We start from the raw sequence: 23746 nt of genomic DNA, 5'->3' as shown, positions 1-23746 counted from the left end.
TGTTCATCTGCCAGTAGGCCGCCAACCACAAAGATAGGCTGCGAGGTTGTGGTTTCAGCATAGGCGTCCGGCCGTGAGGCGGGAAGGGCTGCTGTAAGGACATGTTGCGGCTGGCGAGGCTAGCGCGGACGCATGTTGTCGGCGTGTCGGTTGTGTATCGGCTTCGACACAATACCCGGCAAGGCTATGCTGATCACGTCCGGCGCGACGATTTACCGATCATCGGGTGCCGCGCCGCCGCCGGTTCCGCTACAATGCGCGCCGATTTCGACTTGCCTGAGAGCCCATCCATGTCCGCCTGCCAGACTCCTATCATCGTCGCCCTGGATTTCCCCACCCGTGACGCCGCACTGAAGCTGGCCGACCAGTTGGACCCGAAACTGTGCCGGGTCAAAGTGGGCAAGGAACTGTTCACCAGCTGTGCCTCGGAAATCGTCGGCACCCTGCGTGACAAGGGTTTTGAAGTGTTTCTCGACCTGAAATTCCACGACATTCCCAACACCACCGCGATGGCGGTCAAGGCCGCTGCCGAGATGGGGGTGTGGATGGTCAACGTTCACTGCTCCGGCGGCCTGCGCATGATGGCGGCCTGCCGTGAAGAGCTGGACAAGCGCAGCGGCCCGCAACCCCTGCTGATCGGCGTGACCGTGCTGACCAGCATGGAGCGTGAGGATCTGGCGGGTATCGGTCTGGACATCGAGCCGCAGGAGCAGGTGCTGCGTCTGGCGGCACTGGCCGAGAAGGCCGGGATGGACGGTCTGGTGTGCTCGGCGCTGGAAGCCACTGCGCTGAAAACCGCACACCCGTCGCTGCAACTGGTGACCCCGGGGATTCGTCCGGCCGGCAGCGCCCAGGACGACCAGCGTCGCATCCTGACCCCGCGTCAGGCGCTGGATGCCGGTTCCGACTATCTGGTGATCGGCCGTCCGATCAGCCAGGCGGCGGATCCGGCCAAGGCGCTGGCCTCGGTGGTTGCCGAACTGGCCTGAGCGAACAGCTGAAGCATCAAGGAAGGGAGCCCGATGGCTCCCTTCCTTGTTTTCAGACTTTCAATACCAGCTTGCCGAAGTTCTCTCCGCTGAACAGTTTGCCCAGGGTTTCCGGAAAGGTTTCCAGGCCTTCGACGATGTCTTCCTTGCTCTTGAGCTGACCTTTGGCCATCCACCCGGCCATTTCCTGGGCGGCGCTGGCGTACTGCGCGGCGTAATCCATCACCACGAAACCTTCCATCCGCGCGCGGTTGACCAGCAGCGACAGGTAGTTGGCCGGGCCTTTGACCGCTTCCTTGTTGTTGTACTGGCTGATGGCGCCGCAGATCACCACGCGTGCTTTCAGGTTGATACGACTGAGTACGGCGTCGAGGATGTCGCCGCCGACGTTGTCGAAATACACGTCCACGCCTTTCGGGCATTCGCGCTTGAGTCCGGCGAGTACGTCTTCGCTCTTGTAGTCGATGGCGCCGTCAAAACCCAGTTCATCAATCAGGAACTTGCACTTGTCTGCGCCGCCGGCGATGCCGATCACCCGGCAACCTTTGATCTTGGCAATCTGCCCGGCAATGCTGCCGACCGCGCCCGCAGCGCCGGACAACACCACGGTGTCGCCGGCCTTCGGTGCGCCGACATCGAGCAGGGCGAAGTAGGCTGTCATGCCGGTCATGCCCAGTGCGGACAGATAAACCGGCAGCGGTGCCAGTTTCGGATCGACCTTGTAGAAACCTCTTGGCTCACCGAGGAAATAATCCTGCACGCCCAGGGCACCGTTGACGTAGTCCCCGACCGCGAACCCCGGATTGTTTGACGCGATGACTTTGCCTACGCCCAGCGCGCGCATGACTTCACCCAGACCCACCGGCGGGATGTAGGATTTGCCTTCGTTCATCCAGCCGCGCATGGCCGGATCGAGGGACAGGTATTCGTTCTTGACCAGAATCTGCCCCGCCGCCGGCTCGCCGACCGGTACTTCCTGATAGGTGAAGGTCTCGCGGGTGGCGGCGCCTACCGGGCGTTTGGCGAGCAGGAACTGGCGATTGGTCTGGTTGGTCATGACAGGCACTCGAATTGAATGAAGCCTTGTTGATAGACCTTCATGGACGATGCCGCAAGGTTGGCTCACGGGGCGAATGCAGGTTGATCCAGTACGGTGATAGTCCCCTGCGGGGTTTCATCACTGCGATTCATGAAAGGCTAACCGGCCTTTTGATAGTGCTGACGTCACTCAGGCCCCTGTGGCTATGCTGCCTTCATCAATTCCCCCGCATTCGAGGACATAACAATGAGCATGACGTTTTCCGGTCAGGTAGCCGTCGTCACCGGCGCGGCCAACGGCATCGGCCGCGCGACGGCCCAGGCTTTCGCCGCCGAAGGTCTGAAAGTGGTGGTGGCCGATCTGGATGCGGCCGGGGGCGAGGGCACCGTGGCGCTGATTCGTACAGCCGGAGGGGAAGCGACCTTCGTGCGTTGTAATGTGACCGTCGAGAGCGAAGTGAAAAATCTGATGGACGAGGTGATCAAGACCTACGGCCGTCTCGACTATGCCTTCAACAACGCCGGCATCGAAATCGAGAAAGGCAAGCTGGCCGAGGGCTCGATGGATGAGTTCGACGCAATCATGGGCGTCAACGTCAAAGGCGTATGGCTGTGCATGAAGTACCAGTTGCCGTTGCTGCTGGCCCAGGGTGGCGGGGCGATCGTCAACACCGCGTCGGTGGCCGGACTGGGCGCTGCGCCGAAGATGAGCATCTACGCCGCCTCCAAGCATGCGGTGATCGGCCTGACCAAATCGGCTGCTATCGAATATGCCAAGAAGAAAATCCGCGTCAACGCCGTATGCCCGGCAGTGATCGATACCGACATGTTCCGTCGCGCCTATGAGGCCGACCCGAAGAAAGGCGAATTCGCCAACGCCATGCACCCCGTCGGCCGTATCGGCAAGGTCGAGGAAATCGCCAGTGCCGTGCTGTACCTGTGCAGCGATGGTGCAGCGTTCACCACCGGCCATTCACTGGCCGTGGACGGGGGTGTGACCGCGTTCTGAAAAGGCATCCGTTGTTGCAGGAAAAAGACCCGCCCGCTCGCGGGTTTTTTTTCGCCTGCGCCCGGCTCCATGTGATTGATAAACATTGTGTTTCAAATGGTTAGAACGGTGGCTTTTGACGGCGTTGTCGCACAGCCTGACCGACGCGGCTGTGATTTACTGCCGCGAGTAAAACGGACAGGAGTTTGGCCACTCATGGAATTGAGAATTGACCGACAGGCAATGGTGCCGGTCGTACAGCAGATTGTTGATGGATTGACCGAGTGGATCGTGCGGGGTCAGGTACCGCCGACGACGCGCCTGCCTTCAGTACGGCAAATCGCGCGATCGAATCTGCTCAGCCAGTCGAATGTCGTGGAAGCCTGCGAGCGTCTGGTAGCGCAGGGCGTTCTCGCCTCACGGCAGGGTGCCGGTTTCATGGTCGCAAGCGCGTTGCCAGTGTGTTGCAAGGCCTTTGACAGTCCGGCTTTCGCGGGCGAACACCGCGGCTGTGATACGGATCCGCAATGGCGTGCAGGCCTGAAACTGGGTGATGGTGTCTTGCCGCAGAGCTGGCGAGAACCTGACGATCTCAGCTACGCGATCCGTCAGGTGGCCCGCGCCGACATGTTCAGTCTGTTCAACTACAACACGCCCCTGGGGCTCCCCGCGTTGCGCGAACAAATCGTCAAACGCCTCGGGTTGCTGGAAATCAAGGCTGATGACGATCGCGTGCTGACCACGACCGGTGCCAGCCACGCGCTTGACCTGATCGTGCGGACCCTGTTTCGGGCCGGCGATTGTGTGGTGGTCGAGACACCGGGCTACGCACCGCTGTTCGATCTCCTGCGGCTGCACGGCGTGCGCATGCTGGAGGTCAGCCGCACACCCGGCGGGCCGGACATCGAAGCGCTCGAGATTCTGCTGCGGCAATTCCGGCCGGCGGCGATGTTCATCAACAGTCATCACCACAATCCCACCGGAAGTTGTCTGACGCCGGCGGTCGCGCGTCGCATTCTGCAATTGAGCAAAACCTACGACCTGCGGCTGATCGAAGATGACGTCTTTGCCGATCTGCACAATGGCAGCGGCACGCGACTGGCGGCGCTGGACGATGAAGGGCGGGTGATCTATGTCGGCAGTTTTTCCAAGACACTCAGCAGCTCGTTACGGGTAGGCTTCGTGCTGGCCGGTTTCGAGGTGATCGAGCAACTGGCACGGGTCAAGATGATCAGTTGCATGGGCACCTCGAGGTTCAGCGAGGCAGTACTGGCAACGCTGCTGGCCAGTGGCGCCTATCGCAAGCTGGTGCAGCGCCAGCGTCAGCGGCTCAATACCGATCGTGCCGCAGCCCTTCAGGCGCTGGAGGATGCCGATTGGGAAGTGTTCGGCAAGCCGACGGGCGGCCTGTTCATCTGGGCCCGTTCGCCGTTGGCAAATGAAGAGCACTTGCGCAGGCAGGCCTTGCACTTTGGCGTGCAATTGTCCTGCGGAGCATCGTTCAGGCCCGGTGGCGAAGCCTGCGACTGGCAGCGGATCAATATCGCCTATGCCTGTGATCCGAGGGCACGGCAGTTCTTTCGCAGTACAGTCGTGGATCGACCTCAAGTGTTCTGAAAACGACGCGGACCTAGCTTTTTGCCATTATTCCGACGCCAGAGTCTTGTGCTGGTTCATGGCCATTGCGACTCTTCGGCAACAGACTTTGGCAGAGGACTACGCGCAATGATTTCGGCCGTGCAAGGACGTTTTGCCAACCTCGGTATGGCGAAAAAACTGGGTATCGGGTTTGTGCTGGTTTTGCTTTTGACCGCGCTGGTGGCGGCCATTGGCGTCTGGTCCCTGCAAACCATCAGCCAGCGCTTCGGCGGGCTCAAGCAGATGTCCTCGCTCAATAGCGGTCTGCTCAATGTGCGCTTGCTGGAGCGGGACTACGCCCTGCACGGCAACCCGAAAACGGTCGATGCCCTGCATGAAGGTGTGGATGGCCTGATCGCCATGGCCGACCAACTCAAGGCTTTGTCGCCGGGCAATGAATCGGGCATGAACGACGTCCAGCAGTCGTTGGGCGCGTACCGCAAGGCGTTCGATGAATTTGTTTCGCTGACCCAGGCCAAGGATCTGGCGCTGGAAATGGCCAGTTGGTCGGTTTCCAGCGTCGCCAACAACCTTGACGTCCTGCAGGCCGGGCTCGCCGATGATGGCGCCTATACCCTGAAAGACAGCGAAGGCAAGGATGGGGCGCAGTTCATCGAGCAGGCCAGCCAGGTCAGCCAGGTTTCGCGTCTGATGCTCCAGGCCATGAATGAAGCCCGGGTGCGCCTGGATCAGAGCCGCAAGGGCGACGACAGCGCCAAGGGCAATATCGAACAGGCCGCCCAGGCCCAGACGCAAGCCGAACAGTTGAAATCCACGGTCAAGGATGAGGGCTATCTGACGGTCCTCAATGAGGTGTCAGGCCACATCGCCGGTTTCAATGACAAGCTCGCCGAGTACACCGGACTGCTCGCTCAAGAAAAAACCGTGTCCGAACAATTGCACCAGCGTGCTGCGCAGGTGGTGGAGCGAGTCGATCAGGCGTATGTCGCCCAAGATGTCGCGATGCAGGCCGAGTTGAAAAAGAACTCGGTGCTGATCATCGGCTCGTCGGCGCTGGCGCTGCTGGTCGGGCTGATTGCGGCCTGGTTGATCACCCGGCTGATCGTCGCGCCGTTGCGCAGCGTGATGCGGGTCGCTCAGCGGATTGCTGACGGCGACTTGAGTGCGACGGTGGAAGTCACCCGTCGTGACGAAATCGGTCAATTGATGCTGTCCATGCAGCAGATGGGCGCGGGCCTGAGCCGCATTGTCAGCGGGTTGCAGGCGGGCATTGAGCAGTTGGCCAGCTCGGCCCAATCGCTGTCGGCTGTGACCGAGCAGACCAACCTCGAAGTCAGCAGCCAGAAAGAGGAGACCGAGCAGGTCGCCACGGCCATGAACCAGATGACCGCCACCGTCCACGACGTGGCACGCAATGCCGAGGAAGCGGCGCTTGCGGCGCAGACCGCCGACGGCAAGGTCGAGAGCGGTCAGCAGGTGGTGCGTCAGAGCATGGCGCGGATCGAGCAGTTGGCGGATTCGGCGACGTCGGCCAGCTCGAGCATCGAAAGCCTGAGTGCGGAAATCCAGAACATCGGCACGGTGCTCGAAGTGATCAAGAGCGTCGCCGAACAGACCAATCTGCTGGCACTCAACGCTGCGATTGAAGCGGCGCGGGCGGGCGAGCAGGGCAGGGGGTTTGCGGTGGTTGCCGACGAGGTACGGGCGCTGGCACGGCGTACGCAGCAGTCGACCGAAGAGATTGAGCGGCTGGTCAGTGCCTTGCGTTCGGCAGCCCATTCGTCGGTGCAGCAGATCCAGAGCAGTGGCGAGCTGGTGAAGCTGGCGGTGAGCGATGCGCTGCAGACCGAAAGTGCGCTGGGGAGTATTGCGGCGGCGGTTTCGTTGATTCAGCAGATGAACCAGCAAATTGCGGCGGCGGCCGAGGAGCAGAGTTCGGTGGCCGAGGAGATCAATCGCAGTGTGACCAGTATTCGGGCGAGTGCGGATCAGTCGTCGATTGCGATGCGCGGGAATGCGGCTTCGAGTGTTGAGCTGGCGCAGTTGGGGAGTGAGCTCAAGGGGATGGTGGGGCACTTTCGGCTTTGATTTGGATTTGACCTTGGCGGCCTTTGGGCCGACCAGGTTGCTGGTTGTTTGGTGTGAATATCCGTTGCTTCGGGTGCTGCGGCTGACGGTTTCGCCCTTACGGCGAGTCCCTTTGGCAAACGCCCCAAAGGAACCAAAGGTCTGGGCCCCGGCGTTCGGCACCTCGCTTTGGCTCGGCGTTCCTTCGTTCCGGGATTCATCCGGGGGCATCGCCTACGGTTTGCTTCGCTGCACCTCCTCTCGATGCATGCGGCTTCGCCGCACGGTCGCTGCGCTCCCACCCCCGGATAAATCCCTCCACTCAGCCTTCCGATGGGGCCGGCACGTCAAAAGCGGTACTCGAGCTAACGCTCATCGTGTTGAGTGGTGAAAGCCAAAGCTAAAGCCAAAGCAGGAGTCGAGTTGCATGCGTTTCAAAAACCGAGTTCGACTCGGTATCTCACGTCGGCGTACCTCTCCCAAACACCTCGGTCAGTCCCCTCTCCCTCCGGGAGAGGGTTAGGGTGAGGGCGCTTTTGATTTGGATCTTTCCAGCGGCCAATAAAAAAGCCACCTCTCGGTGGCTTCTCTCAACATCTGCACTCAGTCGTAAATCACTTTCTTCTTCCAGTCCGCATCAGCCTCGACATCTTTGAGGCCGGCAGTCAGTTGGTTTTCTTCGCCTTCGACCGGGGCAATCTTGTCCATGACCTGCGCGTTGGCGCGGACCAGCAGTTTTTCCAGGTATTGCAGTTGTTCGGCGTAGATCTGCGGGTCCTGCTGTTTGCGCAGGTACTGCACGCCGCGTTCGAAGGCAAGGCGGGCCTGGCCTGGCTGGTTTTGTTGCAGGGCGTGCTGGCCGAGGTTGTTGAAGAACTCGATGTGCAGCAGCACCAGGATATGGCGGACTTCGCGAATCCAGTGCTTGGCTTCGTTCGGTGGCAGGAAACCGTCCTGGGCGGCGCGGGTGATCTGGCCGTGCAGGGCTTCGAGCAGGAAGCGGACGTCCTTGGCCTTGGCTTCGGTCTGGATCGGCGCCGGCGGGTTGTTGACCGGGATCGATTCGCCCTGGGCGACCAGAGCGCTCAGTTCGGTGATGCGGGCCTTGACGGTAGCGCTGGTTTTTTCCAGGTTCAGCAGGCGCTGGCAGACGTTCAGTTCCAGGCGGGTCATCAAAAGCTTGAGGGCCGGGGTCATGAACTGGCCGGGGAAGGTTTCGGTCAGCTCGCCACAACGGCGCAGGCGGTCGTTGAGTTCGACCTTGGTGCGGGCCTTCTCCAGTTTGGTGTTTTCCACCACATGGTTCATGTAGCCAATGGCGATCAAGATTGCAATCCCGGCTATGACTAGCAGGGTGATCATGAGTGGTGTCACCGGTAAGACCTCTTTATAGGGTTCACGTGCGAGTGTAGTGGCTTGGCATATAGGAGCCTAGCGCCGCTCGACGGGTTGGATCAGCGAAGCTTCATCTGTATCGGCCGCAGGCCTGCTTATATAAATGCTGGCCCTTGGGGTGCAGATTGCCATCACCTGTGCCGTGGACTATAGCGCCTTGGCGAGTGTCGGAATATAGGCGTCAATCGTCGGGCAGCGGAAAAGTCCGATTCGGCCTGCAAAGCGGTTCGAAGTCATTGATTTAAATAAATTTATATCAGGGGGTTGACGACCTTCCAATCCATCCATAGAATGCGCGCCACTTGCAGCGTAAAGCTCACAGCGAAACGCGGCAGGGAGTGAATGTTGTAGTGTGTCCCCTTCGTCTAGTGGCCTAGGACACCGCCCTTTCACGGCGGTAACAGGGGTTCGAGTCCCCTAGGGGACGCCAATGCGGGAATAGCTCAGTTGGTAGAGCACGACCTTGCCAAGGTCGGGGTCGCGAGTTCGAGTCTCGTTTCCCGCTCCAATTTTAAACGGCAGTGCTTTCGGGCGGTGCTGAGTGAAACCAGAACCAAGTCTTCGGATGCGGATCTGGACACCGAAACACACACCATGTGTTCCGGGTAGCGTGTCCCCTTCGTCTAGTGGCCTAGGACACCGCCCTTTCACGGCGGTAACAGGGGTTCGAGTCCCCTAGGGGACGCCATTTGCGGGAATAGCTCAGTTGGTAGAGCACGACCTTGCCAAGGTCGGGGTCGCGAGTTCGAGTCTCGTTTCCCGCTCCAAATTCAAAAAGCGCCGCTTTGCAAAGAGCGGCGTTTTTATTAGTGAAAGTTGTAGCCTGTCCCCTTCGTCTAGTGGCCTAGGACACCGCCCTTTCACGGCGGTAACAGGGGTTCGAGTCCCCTAGGGGACGCCATTGCGGGAATAGCTCAGTTGGTAGAGCACGACCTTGCCAAGGTCGGGGTCGCGAGTTCGAGTCTCGTTTCCCGCTCCATATTCAACAAAAACGCCGCTCAGTGATGAGCGGCGTTTTTGTTTGTGCGTTTTTTGTCAGGCAATAGAAAAGGACCTCGCGGTCCTTTTTTTGTGGGCCCGCCCATGTGGCGGACCCGATACGCGATCAGAGCTTCGGCAGTTGCCCGATCCGTCCCATCATTTCCGTAACGATCTGCAGGTCCAGCAAGAACTGGTCAACGGTCTTGAATTCGCCATCGGTGTGGCCGGTGTACTTGACCTCAGGTCGTGCCAGGCCGAATTGCACGCCGTTAGGCAGTTCATGCACCGAGGTGGCGCCGGCCGACGTACCGAATTCGTGTTTCATGCCCAGGTTTTCGGTGGCCACGGCCAGCAGCGCCTTGACCCACTCGCCTTCAGGGTTGCGGTACATCGGCTCGGCGATTGAGTAATCGAAGTTGACCGCGACGTGGGTTTTCTTGCTCCAGGCCGCCAGTTTGTCGGCGATTTCGGTCTTGAGCACTTCCGGCGACTTGCCCTTCGGCACACGCAGGTTGACCGCAAGTTTGAAGGTCTTGTCATCCATGCCGACGTACGTCAGCGAGGTGGTCAACGGGCCCATGAAGTCATCGGCGAAACCGACGCCCAGCTTGCTACCCTTGTAGTCCAGACCCCAGTTGTCGGCGGCGTAACGGGCAGCATCGGTGATGTGGTTGTGTTTGAACGCGATTTTGCCATCCACGCTGTGGATGAAGTCCAGCATGCGGGCGACCGGGTTGACACCGGATTCAGGCTCGGAGGAGTGCGCAGAAACGCCGGTTACGCTGAGTTTCACGTCTTTGCCATCGACCTTGGCATTCACTTCGAAATCGCCGCCATGTTGTTTGGCGTATTCAGTGCCAGCCTTTTGCAAGCTGGCGGCCAGTTCGGCAGGTTTGTCTGTCACCAGGGTGATGAGCGAAACCGATGGAATCTGGTTGGTCGCCATACCGCCAGTCATCGAGATGATTTCCGCGCCTTTGCCCTCGGCCTTGCGTTTTGCGAACTTGGCCATGACCGTGCCGTAACCTTTTTCGGCAATCACCACCGGGTAGCCGCCATCCAGTGCAAGGTTGTACTCCGGCGTTGGGTTGCGCTCGAAGTAGTAAGGAATCGCGTCGCCGGTGGTTTCTTCGGTGGTGTCTACCAGCAGTTTGAAATTGCGCGCCAGTGGCAGCTTCTCTTCCTTGATCACCTTCATGGCATACAGCGTCACGACGATGCCGTTTTTATCGTCCTCGGTGCCGCGGCCGTACATGCGGTCGCCGATCAGCGTGACCTTGAACGGGTCGAGCTTGGTGCCGTCCTTCAGAACCCAGTTTTCCGGTGTCACCGGTACAACGTCGGCGTGCGCGTGAATGCCCACGACTTCTTTGCCGCTGCCGTCGAGGGAGATTTCGTAGACGCGGTTGTCGATGTTGCGGTAGTTCAGGCCGAAAGACTCGGCGAGGCTTTTGATCTTGGCGGCGATCTTGATGAATTCAGGATTTTCGTGCTGGGCAACACCCTCTTTGCGATCCGTCGGGATCTCCACCAGTTCGCGCAGGGTTTCCAGAGCGGCTTTGCCGTATTTCGCTCGAGTGTAGAGGCCGAGCAGGCGATAGATTTCGTTTTGCTGTTCGGCGGTCAGGGGCTTGTTGTCGAGAAAGGCGCTGATGGAGGGGCGCAGGTCGTCGGTCTTGCTCAGATCGCTCTTGGCCAATTCGCCGAGGAACTGGCGGAAATCGCTGACCTTGGTATCACTGAATGTCTTGAGGATGGTCGCGCTTTGCTGCGGTGTGATGTTGGCGTGTGCGGGCAGTGTCACGCACGAAAGGCTGGCCAGAATCAGGGTCGATGCGGCCAGTTGCTTGAGCGAAAAGTCCATTGCTAAGGGCATTCCTTTGCAGGTGGTGAGTAGGAAGTATCTGATCGATGTGTCAGACGGTTTCGCAAACTAACACCACAAGCAAGTGATAGGGGAGCCCCCGAAGTGGGACGCGTCGCACAGAAATGCAAAAGCGGCGCAGAATCGTAAAAGCCCGTCCGATCTGTCTGGGCCGGGCTTCTTCGAGCTGCGTATTTACATCGACAACACCAGTCGCCCGGCGAACAGGATCAGGATCACCCCCATGCTGCGCTCGAACCAATGCCCCATGCGCATGAACAGCACCCGCACTTTGCTGCTTGAAAAGAACAGCGCGACGATCACAAACCACAACGCGTTCACGCCGCACATCCACAATCCGTACAGGGCCTGGATCTCCAACGGTGTGCTGGCGCTGATGATCGTGGTGAAGATCGCCAGGAAAAACAGTGTGGCCTTGGGGTTGGTGGCGTTGGTCAGGAAACCGGTGGAGAACGCCTTGAACAGCGATTGCTCGACCAGCGGTTCATCGGTTGTCTTTTCGCCTTCGAGTGTTGTCTTGGGTTTGCTGCGGATCAGGCTGATGCCGAGGTAAAAAATGTAGGCACCGCCCACGACCTTGGCCACCGTCAGCAGCCAGGGCGTGGTGTGCATCAAGGCACCGACACCCAGCAGGGTGTACAGCACGTGCACGGAAATCCCTGCGCCGATGCCCAGTGCCGTGCAGATGCCGACCAGTCGACCGAAACGCACACTCTGGCGGATGGTCACGGCGAAGTCCGGGCCGGGAGCGACCACGGCCAGAAAGTGAATGGTAGCCAGTGCCAGAAATTCGCCCAGATAATTCGATGTCATTTCAGCTCCAGAAAGTCAGGGGTGATGCATTACCGCGATAGCCGACAAAAAAAGAAAGGCTCAAGCGCGGGTCTGCCACACCCGGTGTTACCGAGTGCATGCGACGCGAATTGAACATGATGAAATCCCCCGGCTCCGGGCGTACTTCGAGGGCTGGCGGGCCAAGCAGCATCGGGTCGATGCCATAGCTGTCGCCGCGCATTTCGTCGAAGCGGTCCGGTGAAATGTCGTCTTCCCACATCTGCAACGCGCCACCCTCGGTCGGCATGTTCAGGTAGACGTTGCAGGCGAATTGCGCCTCCAGGCTACGGGCCTGGAAACTCTCCGGCGCATCCTTGGCGAAGATGTCGTGGTGGGCGAGGAAGCAGACGCCAGGTTTGACCACCCGTGACAGGCCGACATACATCTTGCGCCCGTACAGGTTTTCCAGATGGGCGCCCGCCGGCCAGGATTCGTCGAGCATGCAGCGCAGGGTGTCGATCGGCGAGGAGTAGGGTGCGCAGCGGTTGCGCAGTTCGGCAATGTTGCTGGTGGCGCGCTCGAAGTAGTCCTCGATCAGCAGCGGCTGGTTTTCCGCCTCGTAGAACGCCATGCCGATGCGGCCGATGCTGGGGGCGTTGATATACCCTTCGAAGCCGGGGGCGAGGATCTTGTCGCCAATCCGGATCGCCTGGTCTTCAGGCAAGAAGCCTTTGACGCGGATGGCGAGGACTTCTTCGTTGGCCAGTTTTTTTATGCACGTCTCATCGAGACGCTCGACGTCAAGCATCATGGTTTCAGGTCCATCTAACGAGTAGTCAACGGAACCGGCGAGCGCGGTTCCCCCGGCGTCGGACGCTGCATCTGGCAGCGCCCGAAATCCTCAATCCACGTTGTAGTGGACGGACAACGTGCCCTTCTTCTGCGAAAGGGACGCGATCGTGACTGTGCCCAGATCCTTCAGGCTGCGTACATGGGTGCCACCGCAACCATAGGCGGGCAGTTCACCGAAGCCGATTTCCCGCGCGCCTTCGCGCAGGGACGTCAGGCGTGGCAGATCGTGTTCGATCCATTGCCCGATGCCGTATTGGACGGTTTGCGCGTCGACTTCCTGAGCCGAATCCCCGGGCTTGAATTGCACACGCCCTTCGTCAGGCCAATGGTGCCCTTTGATCGGCATCCAGCCCATGGCTTGAACGAAATGGCCGATCAGATGACCGGCGGAATGCATACGGGTGTTGAAGCGACGACGCTCTTCATCGATGCGGATCTGGGTCATGCCCAGTGGCACCGGCTGGTCGACGAAGTGAATGATCCGGTCCGGTTCCTGTACGACTCGCAGGACTTGTGCATCGCCAATCCAGCCGGTATCGCAAGGCTGCCCGCCCCCTTGCGGATGAAACAACGTGGCGCGCAGCACCACGGCGAATTCGTTCTCGTGGGGCGTGCAGTCGAGGACTTCCACATTGGCCTTGAGGTCATCACTATGGAAAAAGAGGCGGAGCGTCATATTCCATGCCCTTATTAAAGTTTCTTTTTTAATTATATGAATCGTGCAATAACGTGATAATCCGTTCAAACATCAAAGGACTGTTGCGCTGTGAGCATAAATCTCCCTCTGCCGTTGCTCGGTGAAATGGCGATCTTCGTCAAGGTCGTGGAGACCGGCAGCTTCTCTGAAGCCGCTCGCCAATTGGGCTCGTCGCCCTCGGCGGTCAGTCGCAGCATTTCCCGGCTGGAGAAGGCATTGGCCACACGGTTGCTGCAACGCACCACACGCAAATTGCGCTTGAGCGATGGTGGAGAAGAAGTGTTCAAGCGCTGTCAGGAAATGGTCAGTGCGGCCCGGTCAGTAATGGAAATCAGCGGTCAGTTCACCCACGAAGCCGAGGGACTGGTGCGGGTCAGCGTGCCGAAAGCGGTCGGGCGCTTCGTGATTCATCCGCACATGCCGGAGTTTCTTCGTCGCTATCCAAAGGTCGATGTGGAATTGCTGCTGGAAGACCGACAAGTGGACCTGATCGACGATCATGTCGATCTGGCGATTCGGATTACGGAGCGGCCGCCGGCAGGGCTGGTCGGGCGACAGTTGCTGACCATCGACCATTTGCTCTGCGCGACCCCGCAATACCTGGCCGAACATGGCACACCGACTCATCCCCATGACTTGCTCAATCACAGCTGCATCTATCTGGGCGAAACCCCGAGCGATGCGCGCTGGAAATTCAAGAAGGGCAGCAAAGCCGTGACGGTCGGCGTGCGTGGCCGGTATGCCGCCAATCACACCGGCGTGCGCCTTGGGGCTGTTCTGCAGCACATCGGTATCGGCAGCCTGCCGTATTTCACGGCTCGTTATGCCCTGGAACAGGGGCTGGTCGTGCAAGTCCTGCCGGACTGGACATTCCTGGCGTCTTATCACGGTGGGTTATGGTTGCTGCACTCGCCGACACGCTATCTGCCACCGAAGCTGCGGGTGTTCATTGATTATCTGGTGGAGTGTCTGGAGAAAGAGCCGACATTGAGCAAACCGGGAAAATCCACTGTTTCAAAAGCCTTGGCCGAGTACGAACTGCCTGAAAGTGAAGGGCTGCTTTGACTACATGAAAAAGGCCCGCATGGATCACCATGCGGGCCTTTTTTTATCGGGCGAAAATCAGTGCTTGCTGTCCTGGGCGGACATCGCCAGCAGCTGTTTTTCCTGGTTCCAGTCGAACGGTTCGTCGTTCTGTTCGGCTTCGTAACGGCGCTCTTCCAGCGTCTGATACAGGTCGATTTCTTCGTCGGACAGGTAGTGCAGGCAGTCGCCGGCGAAGAACCACAACAGATCCCGCGGGATCAGGTGGGCAATTTGCGGATAGCGGGTAATCACTTGAGTCAGGATGTCCTGGCCCAGGTATTGGCTTTCGATCGGCTCGATCGGCAGTGACGCCAGCAGTTCGTCGAAACGCTCCAGGAACAGGGCATGGCTTTCTTCGGGAACCTGATCGGCCTCACCTACGGCGACCAGGATACTGCGCAGGTGGTCGAGCAAAACCAGATGATCGGCAACGACATTGGACACGAGATAAGTCCTCAAGAGCAAAACGGGCGCGGGAGTATAAAGCCCCTGCGCCCGTTTTTCACTGATTGAAGGAATCAGCGGACTTTCCCCAGCGCCGGTTTCAGTTCCTCTTTGTCAAAGTCATCGACATCGATCACCTTGCGCCGCGCCGCTTCGGCATCACGCAGGGTCTGGGCTTCCACGGCTTGCAGCACGCCGGCTTCCAGTGCCGCATCGATGGCGTGTTCGCCGGCGACCGGTTTGACCTGGCCACTTTTGAGCGACGTATGCAGCTTTTTGTGCAGCGGTTGCGCAGCGTTCAACTGATCGCAGGCATGTTGCAGAGCACCGACTGCGTCATCCGCCGATTGTGGGCGATAGCAGCCGGCAAGCAGTTCTTCCAGCGCCGGATCGCCCTTGGCCCGACCGATGACGGCGGCCACTTCGGCACCGAGTCTGTCTGACGGGCCTTTGTGGCGGCGACCGAACGGGAACACGATCACCCGCAACAGGCAACCGAAGACCCGGTTCGGGAAGTTGGTCAGCAGTTCATCGAGTGCCTTTTCCGACTGGCCGAGGCTTTCTTCCATGGCCCAGGTGAACAGCGGTTCCATGTACGCCGGGGAATCAAGGTCGTGATAACGCTTGAGCGCTGCGGAGGCGAGATACAGGTTGCTCAGCACATCGCCCAGACGGGCCGACAGCCGTTCGCGGCGCTTCAGCTCGCCACCCAGCAGCATCATGCTCAGGTCGGCGAGCATGGCAAACGCGGCAGCCTGACGGTTGAGCGCGCGGAAATAACCCTGGCTGAGCTTGTCTCCCGGTGCGTGTTCGAAGTGGCCGAAACCAAGGTTCAATACCAGCGTGCTGGCAGCGTTGCTCACGGCAAATCCGATGTGCTTGAGCAGCAGGCCGTCGAACTCCTTGAGTGCCTGATCCTTGTCTTCACGCCCGGCGAGGGCCATTTCCTTGAGCACGAACGGATGGCAGCGGATCGCGCCCTGGCCGAAGATCATCAGGTTGCGCGAAAGAATGTTCGCGCCCTCCACCGTGATGAAGATCGGTGCGCCGTTCCAGCTGCGACCCAGGTAGTTGTTCGGACCCATGATGATCGCCTTGCCACCGTGCACATCCATGGCGTGGCTGATGCACTCGCGACCGCGTTCGGTGAGGTGGTACTTGAGGATTGCCGACAGCACCGAAGGCTTCTCGCCCAGATCCACTGCGTTGGCGGTCAGCATCCTTGCGGCGTCCATCATCCAGGCGTTGCCACCGATGCGCGCCATGGCTTCCTGAATGCCTTCGAACGCGGACAGTGGAACGTTGAATTGCTCACGAATCTGCGCGTACTGCCCGGTCACCAGACTGGTGAACTTGGCCGCGCCGGTGCCCACCGCCGGCAGCGAGATCGAACGCCCGACCGACAGGCAGTTCATCAGCATCATCCAGCCTTTGCCGAGCATGTCCTGGCCGCCGATGAGGAAATCCAGCGGGATGAACACGTCCTTGCCGGAATTTGGGCCGTTCATGAACGCCGCACCCAGCGGCAAGTGGCGACGACCGATTTCCACGCCGGGAGTATCGGTCGGAATCAATGCCAGGCTGATGCCCAGGTCTTCCTTGTCGCCAAGCAAGTGATCCGGGTCATAGGCCTTGAAGGCGAGGCCAAGCAAGGTCGCGACCGGGCCGAGGGTGATGTAGCGTTTTTCCCAGTTCAGGCGCAGGCCGAGGGTTTCCTGGCCTTCCCACTGGCCTTTGCAGATGATCCCGGTGTCAGGCATGGCGCCGGCATCGGAGCCGGCGAGTGGACCGGTCAGCGCGAAGCACGGAATATCGTCGCCCCGGGCCAGTCGCGGCAGGTAATGATTACGTTGTTCGTCGGTGCCGTAATGCAGCAGCAGTTCGGCCGGGCCGAGGGAGTTGGGCACCATCACGGTGGAGGCGAGGTCGCCGCTGCGGGTCGCCAGTTTCATCGCCACCTGGGAGTGGGCGTAGGCAGAGAATCCCTTGCCGCCGAACTCCTTGGGAATGATCAGGGCGAAGAAACCGTGTTCCTTGATGTGAGTCCACGCTTCGGGTGGAAGGTCCATCGATTGGCCGATCTGCCAGTCGGTAACCATCGCGCAGAGCTCTTCGGTCGGGCCGTCGATGAACGCCTGTTCCTCGTCGCTCAACTGCGCCTTGGGATAGGACAGCAGCTTGTCCCAGTCCGGACGGCCGCTGAACAGTTCGCCGTCCCACCACACCGTGCCGGCGTCGATCGCGTCGCGTTCGGTCTGCGACATCGGTGGCAGGGTTTTCTGGAACCAACTGAACAGCGGCGCGGTGAAGTGTTTGCGGCGCAGGTCAGGTAAGAGCAGCGGGGCGGCCACGAGGGCCAGCACGACCCAGAAGATCAGCAGCAACCAGCCCGGTGCGTGGCTGAAAATCCCCATCGCTAACAGGTAAGCGGCAACGATGCCCAGTGCAGGCAGCGGGGCGATGCGTCGGTGGGCCAGATACGCCACGCCGACGATCAGAACCAGTATCCACAACAACAGCATATTTAATCCTCCGTGAACCAGGGCGAACGACCCTCCAGAGCTTAGACGGCATCTGCAAATCAGGGTGGTCAGAGCAAGGTGATTGAGTTCGTGGGAAACCTTGGACGGCTTTTGTAGTTTCGGTGGGCAACACCCGTGGGAAATCGTTCGCTGACTCCGCGGCTTTGCGTCCATGTTTGGCCGAAACGTCGTTATCTCTGTGCTGATCCTCTCGCTAGACTCCGGGTTCACCCAGGAGAATGTCGTCATGCGCGAATATCTGAGTCCCGGCCGCTTCATCGATAGTGACCACCCCTCGGTGGTGGAGTTCGCAGAACAGCACCGTGGTACCAGTCGCGATCCGCTGGCGCAGGCGATCAGTCTTTATTACGCCGTGCGCGAGGCGGTGCGTTACAACATGTACACCTTCAGCCGCGACCCGCAGACCTTGCGCGGCAGCTACGCGCTGGCGGCGGGTGAAAGTTATTGCGTGCCCAAGGCCACGTTGCTCGCCGGTTGTGCGCGTCATTGCGGGATCCCCGCACGCATTGGTCTGGCGGATGTGAAAAATCATCTGTCGACGCCGCGTCTGCTTGAACTGCTGAGAAGCGAAGTGTTCGCCATGCATGGTTATACCGAACTGTTTCTCAATGAGCGCTGGGTGAAAGCCACACCCGCGTTCAACCAGAAGCTCTGCGAAATGTTCAACGTTGCGCCGCTGGAATTCGACGGTATGAACGACAGCGTTTTCCATCCGTACAACAGCGATGGCGCGCTGCTGATGGAGTACCTGGTCGACCACGGCCAGTTCGCCGATGTACCGGAATCCTTTTTTTTCGAACATCTGCACAAATGCTATCCGCACCTGTTCAACGATCAGCAGACGCCACTGTCCAGTGACATGCGCGGTAATGTCGGCAGCCGCTGATCCGGCGTATGCTGCTCGCCCACTCAATGGAAAAGAGGCGGTCATGCTGAAGATCTGGGGTCGCAAGAATTCGTCGAATGTCAGAAAGCCGTTGTGGGCTGCCGAAGAGCTCGGGCTGGCCTACGAGGCCATCGATGCCGGTGGCGCGTTTGGTGTGGTCGACACGCCGGAGTACCGGGCGATGAACCCGAACGGGCGGGTGCCGGTGATTCAGGACGATGGTTTCGTGTTGTGGGAATCGAATGCCATCGTGCGTTACCTGCTGGCAAAACATGCGGCCGACACTGCGTGGTATCCGACGGATCCACAGACCCGCGCCACCGCTGACAAATGGATGGACTGGACCACGTCCAGTTTCGCCGGGCCATTTCGCACGGTGTTCTGGGGCGTTTTGCGCACGCCGGCGGACAAGCAGGACTGGCCGGCGATTCATGCCGCGATCAAGGAATGTGAAGGCTTGCTGGCGATGGCCGATCAGGCCCTGAAAAACCAGCCGTACCTGTCCGGCAGTGAAATCGGCATGGGCGACATTCCCCTCGGCAGTTTCATTTATGCCTGGTTCGAGATGCCGATCGAGCGTGCGCCGATGCCGCATCTGGAGGCCTGGTACGCGCGACTGAAGCAGCGTCCGGCGTATCGCAAAGCCGTCATGACCGCGTTGACTTAATACCTACTATCGACACACTTGACTGTACTTGTGCGGCGGCGGCAAGCACCATTGCGCTTGTGCGCCGCGGTTGTCTCCCTCGCCGCCCGCCGTCATTCAGTCCTTTTTCTCTTCTTGGTGCGTAATCCGATATGAGTTCCGCTCTGTCCATCCGGCAGCTAACCAAAACCTACGGCAACGGGTTCCAGGCCTTGAGTGGTATCGATCTGGACGTCGCCGAAGGTGACTTCTTCGCGTTGCTCGGCCCCAACGGCGCCGGCAAATCCACGACCATCGGCATTCTTTCGACCCTGGTGAACAAGACCAGTGGCACGGTGAATATTTTCGGCCACGATCTGGACAAGAACCCCGCAGCGCTCAAGCGCTCGATCGGCGTGGTCCCCCAGGAATTCAACTTCAACCAGTTCGAAAAAACCTTCGACATCGTCGTGACCCAGGCCGGGTACTACGGCATTCCGGCGAAAATCGCCAAGGAACGCGCCGAGCAGTACCTGACCCAGCTCGGCCTGTGGGACAAGCGCGATGTGCCTTCGCGTTCGTTGTCCGGCGGCATGAAACGCCGCTTGATGATTGCCCGGGCACTGGTGCATGAACCGCGCCTGCTGATCCTCGACGAACCGACGGCCGGGGTGGATATCGAGCTGCGCCGTTCGATGTGGACGTTCCTCACCGAACTGAATCAGAAAGGCATCACCATCATCCTCACCACGCACTATCTGGAAGAGGCTGAACAACTGTGCCGCAACATCGGCATCATCGACCACGGCACCATCGTCGAGAACACCAGCATGCGTCAGTTGCTCGGGCAACTGCATGTGGAGACCTTCCTGCTCGACCTCAAGAACGATCTGGCGGTTGCGCCGCAACTGGTCGGTTATCCGTCCCGTTTGGTGGATGCGCATACCCTGGAAGTCCAGGTCGACAAGTCCATGGGCATCACTGCGTTGTTCGGCCAACTGGCCCTGCAGAACATCGAAGTGCTGAGCCTGCGCAATAAAACCAATCGCCTCGAGGAGTTGTTCGTGTCCCTGGTGGAGAAAAATCTGTCGAAGGTGGCGGTATGAGTTCCGAACTGCGCCCCAACCTCGTCGCCCTCAACACCATCGTTTACCGCGAGGTCCGGCGCTTCACGCGGATCTGGCCGCAGACCCTGCTGCCGCCGGCGATCACCATGGTTCTGTACTTCGTGATCTTCGGTAACCTGATCGGCAAACAGATCGGCGGCATGGGTGGTTTCTCCTACATGGAATACATCGTGCCGGGGCTGATCATGATGTCGGTGATCACCAACTCCTACGGCAACGTGGTGTCGAGTTTCTTCGGCAGCAAGTTCCAGCGTTCCATCGAAGAACTGATGGTGTCGCCGGTATCGCCGCACACGATCCTGATCGGCTACACCCTCGGCGGCGTGCTGCGCGGCCTGATGGTGGGCGTCATCGTGACGATCCTGTCGCTGTTTTTCACCAGCCTGCAGGTGCATCACCTGGGTGTCACCGTGCTGGTGGTGGTGCTGACGGCCACGATCTTCTCGCTGCTGGGTTTCATCAACGCCGTGTTTGCGCGCAACTTCGATGACATTTCGATTATCCCGACGTTTGTGCTGACCCCGCTGACCTACCTCGGTGGTGTGTTCTACTCGATCACCTTGCTGCCGCCGTTCTGGCAGACCGTGTCGCTGGCCAACCCGGTGCTGCATATGGTCAACGCCTTCCGTTACGGCATCCTGGGCGTGTCGGATATCCGCATCGGTATCGCGATCACCTTCATGCTGGTGGCAACCGTGGTGCTGTATTTCGGTTGCGCGCGGCTGCTGGTGAGCGGGCGCGGCATGCGTACCTGATTCGATCAGTGCTGCAACAAAAACGGCCTCCTGCACGGAGGCCGTTTTGCATTCAGGACCGGCGACTTTTCTTTCGTCGCGCCCATTGCCGGGCCACCCACCAGCGCCAGTACATCATCACCAGGCAATAGGCGAGGGCGCCCAGCACCAGCCCGACCACCACCGAGCCGAGCAGGAACGGTTGCCACAGTGTCGAGAGTTCGCCGCTGATCCATTCCCAGGTCAACTCGTCGGGGAGCGTGCGGGCGGGGACATCCATCAGCCAGGCCCCGGCCTGATACGTACAGAAGAACACCGCCGGCATGGTGATCGGATTGGTCAGCCAAACCAGGCTGACGGCAATCGGCATGTTGCCGCGCACCATGATCGCGAGGACGGCGGCCACCAGCATTTGCGCCGGAATCGGCAGGAACGCGGCGAACAGGCCAACGGCCATGGCACGGGCCACGGAATGTCGGTTGAGGTGCCAGAGGTTCGGGTCATGCAGCAACGTGCCGAGAAAGCGTAAGGATTTATGTTCCCTGATGCTCGTCGGGTCGGGCATGTAACGTTTGAATAAGCGCCGGGGCATAAGGCTTCTCGGTCGGTTAAGGCGGCAAGTATGTCTGGATTCTACGAACCGCCCATTCAGACTTTGTGACAATTGTTGACGACGCCTGCGCTCCACAGGGGCTATGCCTGAAGAGGGGACTCTCAAGGACGGGCATATGCGCACAGGGATGATGGCGCTGGCAGTCGGTCTGCTGGCCCCGGTTTTTTTGCCGGCGTTGCCGCCGGTCGGATGGGTGCTGTTGCTGCCGGTGGTGGCACTGATGCTGTTGCCGTTTCGCAGCTATCCGCTGGCATTTTTGCTGTTCGGCTTCGTCTGGTCGTGCATCGGTGCGCAGTGGGCGCTGGATGATCGGCTGCCGCTGGAGCTGGATGGTGAAACGCGCTGGGTGGAGGGGCGGGTGGTCGGCCTGCCGCAGAGCGGCGACGGGGTCGTGCGGTTTGAACTGGCCGATGCCCGTTCGCGTCACGGGAAACTGCCATCGCTGATGCGCCTGGCCTGGTACGCCGGGCCACCGGTCAACAGTGGCGAGCGCTGGAGGCTGGCCGTGAAACTCAAGCGTCCCGGCGGGCTGCTCAATCCCGATGCCTTCGATTACGAAGCCTGGCTGTTGGCGCAACGCATCGGCGCCACCGGCACGGTGAAGGACGGCAACCGGCTGGCGGCGGCGCAGTGGGCCTGGCGGGACGGCATCCGACAGCGCCTGCTGGAAGTGGACACTCAGGGGCGGGGCGCAGCGCTGACGGCGTTGGTGCTGGGTGACGGCTCGGGACTCGGTCGCGAGGACTGGCAGATCCTGCAGGACACCGGCACCGTGCACCTGTTGGTGATTTCCGGACAGCACATCGGTCTGCTGGCGGCGGTGATGTATGGGCTGATCGCCGGGCTGGCGCGATTCGGTCTGTGGCCATTGCGTTGGCCATGGCTGCCGTGGGCGTGTGGTCTCGCATTCTCGGCGGCGCTGGGTTACGGCTTGCTGGCAGGATTCGATGTGCCGGTACGGCGGGCCTGTGTGATGGTTGCGCTGGTGTTGCTGTGGCGATTGCGATTTCGCCATCTGGGTGCCTGGTGGCCGTTGTTGCTGGCCTTCAACGGGGTGTTGTTGATGGACCCGCTGGCCAGTCTGCGTCCAGGATTATGGCTGTCCTTCACGGCGGTGGCGGTGCTGATTTTTACCTTCGGCGGTCGTCTGGGGCCGTGGCGCTGGTGGCAGACCTGGACGCGAGCCCAATGGCTGATCGCAATCGGTTTGTGCCCGGTGTTGCTGATCCAGGGCCTGCCGATCAGCCTCAGCGGACCATTGGCCAATCTGCTGGCGGTACCGTGGATCAGTTTTGCGGTGCTCCCGCCGGCGTTGCTTGGCACTTTGTTGTTGCCGATTCCCTATATCGGCGAAGGTCTGTTATGGCTGGCCGGCGGGCTGGTCGATGGATTGTTCCGGGCTCTGGCCTTGATTGCCGGGCGCTGGCCGGCATGGGTTGCAGTCTCGATGCCGGGATGGATCCTGGCTCTGGGCTGCATCGGTGCCGTGCTGTTGTTGCTGCCCCGAGGTGTTCCATTGCGTCCCTTGGGCTGGCCCTTGCTGCTGGTGCTGGCATTGCCGCCCCGGGAGCGACTGGCCGAAGGTGTGGCGGATGTCTGGCAACTCGACGTCGGCCAGGGATTGGCGATTCTGATCCGCACCCGTCACCACACATTGCTGTACGACACTGGCCCGCGTTTCGGCGATTTCGACGTCGGTGAGCGCGTAGTGTTGCCGGCCTTGCACAAACTGGGTGTGGCGCGACTGGACCTGATGCTGCTCAGTCATGCCGACGCCGACCATGCCGGTGGGGCACTGGCCGTGGCAAACGGCTTGCCGGTCAGCCGGGTGATCAGCGGCGATCCGCCAGGGCTGCCCGAAGCGCTGAGCGCTGAAACCTGTGAAAGCGGTCGGCAATGGCAGTGGGACGGCGTTGCCTTCCATCTATGGCAGTGGGCCGGCGCACAAGACAGCAACCAGCGCTCCTGCGTCCTGCAGATCGAAGCCAACGGCGAGCGGTTGCTGCTGACCGGCGATATCGACACCGCTGCCGAACGGGACTTGCTCAATAGCGTGCTGGCGGTTCCGACTCAATGGCTGCAGGCCCCGCACCATGGCAGCCGCAGTTCCTCATCAATGGCGTTGCTCAAGGTTTTGCAGCCGCGGGACGTGCTGATCTCCCGGGGGCACGGCAACTCGTTCGGGCATCCGCATCCGACGGTCATCGCCCGTTACCGCAAGCTGGGCCTGCGCATCCATGACAGCGCGGAGCAGGGTGCCATTCATCTGCAACTGGGCAGATTCCAGCCGGCCCGGTCTATGCGTCAGCAGCGCCGGTTCTGGCGAGAGCCGCCGCTGCCGGGGGCCGAGTACCGTTGAGCACGGGTCGCGCACGGTCGTCGGGGCGACGGGTCTTTATCGCGAACCGGTATGTTAAAGTGGC

General features: G+C 60.3%; 19 protein-coding genes, 6 tRNA genes and 1 pseudogene. 17 read left to right on the top strand and 9 right to left on the bottom strand.

Annotated elements, in window-relative coordinates:
- The first annotated feature begins 290 nt into the window (after positions 1-290).
- Entirely contained in the window at positions 291-989 is a 699-nt protein-coding gene (gene pyrF / locus NE357_RS21025) for an orotidine-5'-phosphate decarboxylase (RefSeq protein WP_065258867.1), read from the top strand.
- 52 nt (positions 990-1041) lie between these two features.
- Here the strand turns inward: pyrF and NE357_RS21020 are convergent, their stop codons facing one another.
- Positions 1042-2046: an NADP-dependent oxidoreductase gene (locus NE357_RS21020; protein ID WP_169431460.1), complete on the bottom strand. Its 1005-nt coding sequence runs from the start codon at positions 2044-2046 to the stop codon at positions 1042-1044.
- Positions 2047-2274: 228 nt separating this feature from the next.
- On the opposite strand from NE357_RS21020, the gene NE357_RS21015 reads away from it, so the two are divergent.
- The 4 genes and pseudogenes from NE357_RS21015 (at position 2275) to NE357_RS21000 (ending at position 6702) form a co-directional block, all read left to right on the top strand.
- Complete coding sequence (locus tag NE357_RS21015) at positions 2275-3036, top strand: SDR family oxidoreductase (RefSeq protein ID WP_085710959.1); 762 nt, start codon at positions 2275-2277, stop codon at positions 3034-3036.
- A gap of 195 nt (positions 3037-3231) precedes the next feature.
- Complete coding sequence (locus tag NE357_RS21010; RefSeq protein ID WP_169431459.1) at positions 3232-4632, top strand: aminotransferase-like domain-containing protein; 1401 nt, start codon at positions 3232-3234, stop codon at positions 4630-4632.
- Positions 4633-4740: 108 nt separating this feature from the next.
- Positions 4741-5793, top strand: a pseudogene (locus NE357_RS21005) (methyl-accepting chemotaxis protein); the annotation flags it as partial.
- Positions 5794-5820: 27 nt separating this feature from the next.
- On the top strand, positions 5821-6702 hold the full coding sequence (locus NE357_RS21000) for a methyl-accepting chemotaxis protein (protein ID WP_423815183.1): 882 nt from the start codon (positions 5821-5823) through the stop codon (positions 6700-6702).
- A 582-nt stretch (positions 6703-7284) separates the two neighbouring features.
- On the opposite strand, the gene NE357_RS20995 is transcribed toward NE357_RS21000, so the two are convergent.
- Entirely contained in the window at positions 7285-8043 is a 759-nt protein-coding gene (locus NE357_RS20995) for a hypothetical protein (protein WP_169431457.1), read from the bottom strand.
- Positions 8044-8430: 387 nt separating this feature from the next.
- On the opposite strand from NE357_RS20995, the gene NE357_RS20990 reads away from it, so the two are divergent.
- The 6 genes from NE357_RS20990 to NE357_RS20965 all read left to right on the top strand — a co-directional run bounded on the left by NE357_RS20990 (position 8431) and on the right by NE357_RS20965 (position 9055).
- Positions 8431-8506 (top strand) — tRNA-Glu (locus NE357_RS20990).
- Between the two features lie 2 nt (positions 8507-8508).
- Positions 8509-8584, top strand: a tRNA-Gly gene (locus tag NE357_RS20985).
- Between the two features lie 104 nt (positions 8585-8688).
- Positions 8689-8764: transfer RNA gene (locus tag NE357_RS20980), tRNA-Glu, on the top strand.
- A 3-nt stretch (positions 8765-8767) separates the two neighbouring features.
- Positions 8768-8843, top strand: a tRNA-Gly gene (locus tag NE357_RS20975).
- Positions 8844-8901: 58 nt separating this feature from the next.
- Positions 8902-8977 (top strand) — tRNA-Glu (locus NE357_RS20970).
- 2 nt (positions 8978-8979) lie between these two features.
- Positions 8980-9055, top strand: a tRNA-Gly gene (locus NE357_RS20965).
- A 126-nt stretch (positions 9056-9181) separates the two neighbouring features.
- Here the strand turns inward: NE357_RS20965 and NE357_RS20960 are convergent.
- The 4 genes from NE357_RS20960 to NE357_RS20945 all read right to left on the bottom strand — a co-directional run bounded on the left by NE357_RS20960 (position 9182) and on the right by NE357_RS20945 (position 13244).
- Positions 9182-10921, bottom strand: coding sequence for a dipeptidase (locus NE357_RS20960; protein WP_169431456.1), 1740 nt, complete (start codon positions 10919-10921; stop codon positions 9182-9184).
- Between the two features lie 195 nt (positions 10922-11116).
- Positions 11117-11755 (bottom strand): LysE family translocator, encoded by a 639-nt coding sequence (locus NE357_RS20955; protein ID WP_169431455.1) that lies wholly within the window; start codon positions 11753-11755, stop codon positions 11117-11119.
- A gap of 1 nt (position 11756) precedes the next feature.
- Positions 11757-12527 carry a 2OG-Fe(II) oxygenase gene (locus NE357_RS20950; protein WP_169431454.1) on the bottom strand — a complete coding sequence of 257 codons (771 nt, stop codon included), beginning with the start codon at positions 12525-12527 and terminating at the stop codon, positions 11757-11759.
- 90 nt (positions 12528-12617) lie between these two features.
- Positions 12618-13244: an alanyl-tRNA editing protein gene (locus NE357_RS20945; protein ID WP_169431453.1), complete on the bottom strand. Its 627-nt coding sequence runs from the start codon at positions 13242-13244 to the stop codon at positions 12618-12620.
- 90 nt (positions 13245-13334) lie between these two features.
- Between NE357_RS20945 and NE357_RS20940 the strand changes: the two genes are divergently transcribed.
- Positions 13335-14330 carry a LysR family transcriptional regulator gene (locus NE357_RS20940; protein WP_169431452.1) on the top strand — a complete coding sequence of 332 codons (996 nt, stop codon included), beginning with the start codon at positions 13335-13337 and terminating at the stop codon, positions 14328-14330.
- A gap of 57 nt (positions 14331-14387) precedes the next feature.
- Here the strand turns inward: NE357_RS20940 and NE357_RS20935 are convergent, their stop codons facing one another.
- Both NE357_RS20935 and NE357_RS20930 read right to left on the bottom strand, forming a co-directional pair.
- Positions 14388-14795 carry a PA2817 family protein gene (locus tag NE357_RS20935; protein WP_169431451.1) on the bottom strand — a complete coding sequence of 136 codons (408 nt, stop codon included), beginning with the start codon at positions 14793-14795 and terminating at the stop codon, positions 14388-14390.
- Between the two features lie 74 nt (positions 14796-14869).
- Positions 14870-17317, bottom strand: coding sequence for an acyl-CoA dehydrogenase (locus tag NE357_RS20930; protein ID WP_169431450.1), 2448 nt, complete (start codon positions 17315-17317; stop codon positions 14870-14872).
- A 247-nt stretch (positions 17318-17564) separates the two neighbouring features.
- On the opposite strand from NE357_RS20930, the gene NE357_RS20925 reads away from it, so the two are divergent.
- The 4 genes from NE357_RS20925 to NE357_RS20910 all read left to right on the top strand — a co-directional run bounded on the left by NE357_RS20925 (position 17565) and on the right by NE357_RS20910 (position 20731).
- Entirely contained in the window at positions 17565-18224 is a 660-nt protein-coding gene (locus NE357_RS20925; RefSeq protein ID WP_169431449.1) for a transglutaminase-like domain-containing protein, read from the top strand.
- A gap of 43 nt (positions 18225-18267) precedes the next feature.
- Complete coding sequence (locus NE357_RS20920; RefSeq protein ID WP_169431448.1) at positions 18268-18891, top strand: glutathione S-transferase family protein; 624 nt, start codon at positions 18268-18270, stop codon at positions 18889-18891.
- Between the two features lie 131 nt (positions 18892-19022).
- On the top strand, positions 19023-19955 hold the full coding sequence (locus NE357_RS20915; protein ID WP_169431447.1) for an ABC transporter ATP-binding protein: 933 nt from the start codon (positions 19023-19025) through the stop codon (positions 19953-19955).
- The gene (locus NE357_RS20910; RefSeq protein ID WP_085710947.1) at positions 19952-20731 is read left to right on the top strand and encodes an ABC transporter permease; all 780 of its coding nucleotides are present in this window, start codon (positions 19952-19954) and stop codon (positions 20729-20731) included. Before NE357_RS20915 ends, NE357_RS20910 begins: the two co-directional genes overlap by 4 nt.
- Before the next feature lie 52 nt (positions 20732-20783).
- On the opposite strand, the gene NE357_RS20905 is transcribed toward NE357_RS20910, so the two are convergent.
- Positions 20784-21302 carry a DUF2062 domain-containing protein gene (locus NE357_RS20905; protein ID WP_169431446.1) on the bottom strand — a complete coding sequence of 173 codons (519 nt, stop codon included), beginning with the start codon at positions 21300-21302 and terminating at the stop codon, positions 20784-20786.
- 136 nt (positions 21303-21438) lie between these two features.
- Between NE357_RS20905 and NE357_RS20900 the strand changes: the two genes are divergently transcribed.
- A complete protein-coding gene (locus tag NE357_RS20900; RefSeq protein ID WP_169431445.1) occupies positions 21439-23682 on the top strand; it encodes a DNA internalization-related competence protein ComEC/Rec2 in 2244 nt (747 codons plus the stop codon).
- The last annotated feature ends 64 nt before the right edge of the window (positions 23683-23746 follow it).

This window comes from Pseudomonas sp. G7(2022) (genome assembly GCF_052660475.1).
Note: the sequence above shows the minus strand (reverse complement) of the source record. Positions and strands in the feature narration are given on the sequence as shown.